General features: G+C 40.9%; 5 protein-coding genes. 1 reads left to right on the forward strand and 4 read right to left on the reverse strand.

The genetic code is table 11. The features are described 5' to 3' along the window. Positions 1-53 precede the first annotated feature (53 nt). Positions 54-1,367: an MATE family efflux transporter gene (locus tag I2I33_RS11515; RefSeq protein WP_087420201.1), complete on the reverse strand. Its 1,314-nt coding sequence runs from the start codon at positions 1,365-1,367 to the stop codon at positions 54-56. After that, positions 1,364-4,813 (reverse strand): AAA family ATPase, encoded by a 3,450-nt coding sequence (locus I2I33_RS11520; protein WP_087420200.1) that lies wholly within the window; start codon positions 4,811-4,813, stop codon positions 1,364-1,366. The genes I2I33_RS11515 and I2I33_RS11520 overlap by 4 nt, the downstream gene beginning before the upstream one ends. A gap of 119 nt (positions 4,814-4,932) precedes the next feature. Here I2I33_RS11520 and I2I33_RS11525 point away from each other — a divergent pair, with 119 nt between their 5' ends. After that, positions 4,933-5,235 (forward strand): Dabb family protein, encoded by a 303-nt coding sequence (locus I2I33_RS11525; protein WP_087420199.1) that lies wholly within the window; start codon positions 4,933-4,935, stop codon positions 5,233-5,235. A 92-nt stretch (positions 5,236-5,327) separates the two neighbouring features. On the opposite strand, the gene I2I33_RS11530 is transcribed toward I2I33_RS11525, so the two are convergent. Further along, positions 5,328-5,567 (reverse strand): hypothetical protein, encoded by a 240-nt coding sequence (locus tag I2I33_RS11530; protein WP_087420198.1) that lies wholly within the window; start codon positions 5,565-5,567, stop codon positions 5,328-5,330. Next, the gene (locus I2I33_RS11535) at positions 5,552-5,974 is read right to left on the reverse strand and encodes a hypothetical protein (protein WP_087420197.1); all 423 of its coding nucleotides are present in this window, start codon (positions 5,972-5,974) and stop codon (positions 5,552-5,554) included. The genes I2I33_RS11530 and I2I33_RS11535 overlap by 16 nt, the downstream gene beginning before the upstream one ends. Positions 5,975-6,214: the final 240 nt, after the last annotated feature.

The raw sequence follows: 6,214 nt of genomic DNA on the forward strand, positions 1-6,214 counted from the left end.
TTGCACCGCGAATATAATAAAAAGCGGGCAAATAAACCTATCCGATCTTCAATTTATGATCTCAGACTTTGGAGATATTTTAATGTGAACACCTTTCGGCTCCATAAAGTCTGCATAACCCCGCGTAACGCAAGGTAAACCAAGAAAGCCAACCATAACATATGATTATTCGTAGCCCCGGAAAAACAATAATAGATCACAAAAAAACTACCGGAAGCCACCAGCATGGCCCATAACATAAAACGGGTAGCCGTGGCACCAATCAGAATTCCATCCCACAGAAAGGCAGCAAATCCCGCTAGCGGAATAGCAAGCACCCAGTAAAAATAATGCCCGGCAGTCTCTATCACGACCGTGTCATTCGTTAACAATCCCAAGAAATTCTCTCCTCCTATCCCGTACAATAACGTGAAAACCAACGATAAACCGACTCCCCAGCCGAACAATGCCTTCACCGCCCGTTTCAATTGTACCAAATTACAGGCTCCCACGTAACGCCCCGACAGAGCTTCCCCCGCGTATGCAAAACCGTCCATGATATAGGAAAACAAGGTAAACAACTGCATGAGCAATGTATTAACAGCCAGAATTACATCTCCTTGACGGGCTCCTGTTGAAGTAAAGAATGTTGTCACTCCGATCAAGCAAAGTGTCCGAAGAAATATATCCCGGTTCACGGCAAAAAAACGCCGCATAGCTATCAATTGAAGACTTCCTCTAAACGTGATCCGTCCCCGCAGTTCTTTGTAATTATAAAACCAAAGCCACCAAGCCATCATCACTCCTGAATATTGCGCAACAACTGTCCCCAAAGCCACACCTTCCACCTTCATCCCGAACAAAAAGACAAAACAGGAACTACACACGATATTAATCACGTTCATCACAATGGCAATATACATCGGGTAACGGGAATTCTGCATTCCGATAAACCACCCCGTGAATCCGTATTGTGCCAACACCGCCGGGGCCCCCCAAATACAAATTCTAAAATAAGTGACCGCGTATTGTTCCACCTCCGCACTTGTATCCAATAGTCGAAAAGCCAGTCGTTCTATCGGGTATTGCAGAATCAACATGGCCAAGGCTGAAAATAAACCGACACTCACCGCCTGCACAAGTACCCGTATTTCAGCATCTTTATCTTTCCGACCGTATGCTTGTGAAGTCAGCCCACTGGTTCCCATTCGTAGAAAACCGAAATTCCAGTAAAGAATATTAAATAACAATCCTCCCACTGCGATGGCACCAATATAGGCTGTCGCCCCTAAATGTCCCACAATCGTCACGTCCACCAATCCCAACAAAGGAACGGTAATATTAGACACGATAGAAGGAATAGCAAGATGAAGTATTCTGCGATTCATTGCTTGTACCCGATTGTATTCCTTTCTGATGTCATACTATCCAACATGGCAGGCGTGAACATTTCAACATCCTGTTTCGTGACCGAATGTTTCACATCCACGTCATTCGCTTTCTTATTCTGTGCCAAGCGCTGTACCCGATTCCGAATCATCATCTCTGCAACCAGTTTGATTAACCGGGCACTGGCATGACTACGTTTTTTATTCGCGACAATATAAGAGATAAATTGTTCCATGTGTTGTTGAGCCGTTCTCGTCATCCGGGTATTATCCGTGGCAAGATCACGTTTCAATATTTCCATTAACTGATCCGCTGTATAATCCTCAAAAACAAGAATATTAATCATGTCAGAAACCTTTTCAACCTCGTCATTGATAATCTGACGGGGAGGATCTTGTTTCGCGTATATCACGTTATAAGCCCCCGGTTGTGTTGCCAACTGATTCACAAGAATCGCCCTTACCCGATCCCGGAAACCGGAAACTTCATTCAGACTACTGGAATCTTCATCGAAGAAAAATAACCCTCCTTTCGATTGTAATAGAGCCATACCGATACTTTGTATCGCATCTTCCTCGGTCAACCCGAGTAAACGTTCTACTTTAAAACTTGTAACCTCACTTTTATCTATAATCCCCATAGCTTTATAAATACGGGCTATAATCCGGGCAACCGTTCCTTTTCCCATTCCGGAGTTCCCGGTAAAGCACCATTGTAATGATACACGGGTATTCAGTTTCGTCCCTTGTTGATTATAATGACGAGCCAAATCCACGAAATCATGAATCTGTTTTTTGAGTTTCGTCTGTCCCACCATATGATCCAGATCCTTCAAAGCTGAGGCAATCTCTTTCTCGTCGAAGGTATCTTTATAAGAATTGGATAGCTCGGAAGTTGCCGTCGGAATATCCACGGCCATCAATGTCGTGATCTCCTTTCGGGTAAGTTCCCGCTCCTTCCTGATCTTCATGGTTCGAGCAGATAGGTTGTGAATGGCTTTATCCACCATCTTCTCGACAAATAAAGCATTTCCAAAGAATTTATCATGCTCGTTACATACTTGGGATACCAAGTTTTTAAATGCCTCTTTCGCTTTCGGATGCAGGGTATAATTCTTCTCTGCCACCTTCTGAATCGCTATTTCCAATAACTCTTCCGGCGTGTAATCGGAAAAATGGAAATGATACGGGAAAAGAGACTTCACTCTCGGATTTCCGGCCAGAGCTTTATCCATCGCTTCCGGGTCACCACTCAATATAACAATGGTATCTCCATTATCGGTAGGTGACAATTGCCCAAAAATGACACTCAATGCCGCAGCCCCCACATTATCTTGAAACAAGGTGTGAGCATCTTCCAAGAAAAGAATACCCCCTCTTGCCTGTTCGAAAATATACATGGCAATCTGTTGTGGAGGAATGGAACCATCACCAATAATTTCCCCCCTGCTCCTGACGGTCACCATAGAACTTTCCAGAATCCCGGCCGACTCGAATATCTCCCCAAGCATTCGGGCCACAGTCGTTTTCCCTGTCCCCCGATTCCCGGTGAACAGCATATGTAAAGGCGGAATCACATCTGCGTAACCATGCTTTTGTCTTTCCCGGATAAAATAGATATAATTAATATAGCTAATCAAGCTGTTTTTTAACTCTTTAGATCCAATCATCTCATTCAATGCATCAACGGATTTACTCGGATCCGGTTGTTCCAGCGTTTCGATGTCTCCCACCTGAATCAACATCATATCTTCCTTTGTATGTGTACCCTTGTGATTTGCCATCAATCGCTTGGCCATCCGTGTCGAAGCATCATCCAGTCGCTCTTCTATAAATCTACTATTAGAAAAGCCGGATTCCCTCACGGAACAACAATCCTTCAACATATCGGAGAACTTATCCTCAGCCTCCGGGGTAAACTTAAATTGTCGCTTCTCCAACATTTGATGAGTAATTTCCATCAATTCCTCTGCCGAATAATCATCAAATACAAATTGGTAAGGGAAACATTTCTTCACACCGGGAATTCCTTCTGTAATTGCCTGCAAAGCCATCACATCTCCCACCATGACAACCAACAAAGAAGGTTGCTCTTGCTCCAAAATTCCCAACAACACGGTAAAAATACGCATGGCCGGATCATTCGGGTCATTTGTCGGGTACAATTCATCTGCATCCTCAATCAACAGAATACCTCCGATACTCTTCGTGATAGCCTCCCGAATCAACTGTTCTTCCGCGATCACTCCCGGACGGGTAAAATCCTCTCTCTTATACCGATGCACTTTACCGTTTGACAGTACTCCCAAACGGTAAAACATCTCTCCCGTGATCTCGGTAACCAAATGTTTACCTGTTCCCGGATTCCCCATAAGGATCATATTCAAAACCGGAAGTTTATCGTTAAAACCGTTCTCTTGTCGCATTTTCACGAATTCTGCCAACTCGTACATCCGGGTAATTTCCTCTTTCACTTTACGCAATCCCACTAACTGATACAAACGGGATAGAGCCTCTTCCTTATCTTGTGGAGTTGAAGGTTCTCCCGCTACTTCATGTACCTGCCCGTTGATTCCGGCAATTTCGTCGGTAAAATTGTAGGGTAAATCCTGCTCCCCAATCGAAAACTCCAATTGAATCACAGGCTGATCAAAACACAATACTTCAACCCTATATTTCCCTTCTTCCCAAAAATTACTCAATCCTGCCCCTAAATCCAAGGCAAAACAAAGCAAACGCTTTCCTTCCCGGTTCGGAATGTAATAATTCCCTTTAGCTACTCGATTAGCTTTTAGTATTCCGTTAGCGTCAAACACATTAATCAAAAATTCATACGTCCATTCACTCGATAAAAAATTCTCTGCCACCAGATAGAACCGAACGTCTTCCAACCCTTTGGCTGCAAAGGCCTGATACGAGTGAGGACGCTGCACATCAGGAGCTTCCTCCACACATTTGTCAAACCCAATGTCCAACAATTGAAAATAATCCCGGAACAAGTCATGCGGTTCCAACAAATGGATTTCATCCGACACCCCGGCTTGCCCGTTTATCATCACCTGTACCCGATAAGCTCCTTCTTGAAACCTAAAGTCTGTAAAGTCCTCGACAGAAAAAGCAGTTGAAAATTGAAAAATAGACTCCGTTTCGGGGATGGTAACTTTTCCTCCTTTTTGTGCCACCAGTACAGGTTGCTCTCCATGCATATATATCAAAGCCGCCACAATCTCCGCATCCCAAGCTTTTTCATCAAACTGTTTATTTATCACTTCCGTATCCACGAACAAAGTTTCGACCTCGTTCAAGCGGAAAACCGTACGATAATGCTTGTTTCCGGTAAAATCAATTACCTCGCTACAACTTGTGCGAATACTCTTGAACTTGAAATTTATATCTGTAGCAGTCTGATCTTTTGACGCTTTTGATTTTTTGGCCTTCTCCACCATAACTCGTTTGTTTTATATTTATTTTTCAATCCCCCCATCTGATCCTCCCTTGCATCCAAAATTAGTTTTATTTTTTATAAAAGACTACTTTTGCAACGTATTATTTAAAATCAAAAAGCATGCTAAAACATATTGTTATGTGGAAACTCAAGGAGTTTGCCGAGGGAAAAACAAAAGCAGAGAACGCATTAATCATGAAAGAAAGCTTGGAAAGACTGGTCGGGATCGTTCCGGAAATCATATCATTACAGGTCGGAATCAATGAAAAGGAATCCGATACGGCATACGATGCGGTCCTAATCTCCACTTTTGCCGATGCCGAAGCGCTCGCCCGTTATAAAGTTCATCCGGAACACATGAAAGTCAGCGACTATTGTAAGAAAATCAGGGAGGGACGAGTATTTGTTGACTTCCATGAATAAAAAGATCAACTCTTTCATGCATTGGAGAACAGATCTAAAATAGACTTCAGGAGGGATGTTTAAACATAAAGTTTTGTCCCTCCTTTGTCAGTCTAAAAATTCATACCAAGACTATCCAAATACTTTTTATTTTCAACCGCTCTATTTATTGATTCTAATATAGTCTCACATAATATTTCTTCAGAAATTTCTTTACCTATATTAGTTGAATAAATTGGTTTTCCTTTTTTGTAATAAAGAAAATACTCTACTCCCCCCACACGAAATATTTTAAAATCTTTTGAATCAGCCTCTCGTAACCTCTCTGGAAACCATTTTATAATATCCCCCAATTTTCTGAAAATCTACTTAAAATCCAAGCATCTTCTTTTCTTTTCGCTAGCATACTATACTCTAAACATCCATCTTTTGAAATGGCAAAATACAAGTCATTTGACACGACAAGACTTTCCAGTATTTTTTCTGGAGAAGGATCCTTGTAAAAAATTGCAGTATCAAAATCGTAATATGGTAATAACGTAACATCTGTGCTATCTATGTTTAAAATTGCGGTAAAAGAAAATGGAGGTTCTATCGTCCTACTCTTTCCTATAAATTCTAAAACCATTTCTTTGATTTTACTTATAGCATTCATTTCATTACTAGTCAACGGAACACCTAATCCATGAGTTTTTTTATTATCACTTATTGCATTTGAACAATTGAATAATAAAAAAGCAATACAAATGATTTTTTTCATAAATAAGCTATTTATATTAATAATTCTGTGAAAAATCAAATCCTTTATTTCAACTATTTTCCATATTGCAACTATATAGGAAAATTTTCACACACAATTTACGAATAAAAATATAGAAAACAATAAAAATCTTATCGTTTTTTAGAATCAAGATTATTTTATTGATAGTGTTTCAAAAAGTGTGTAAATTCCGAATTGATTATTTTTGTAATGCAATTTTCAAAAATGAATTATTATGGA

The sequence above is a fragment of the Butyricimonas sp. BSD2780061689_150309_C8 genome (genome assembly GCF_015560935.1).
Taxonomy (GTDB): Bacteria; Bacteroidota; Bacteroidia; order Bacteroidales; family Marinifilaceae; genus Butyricimonas; species Butyricimonas paravirosa.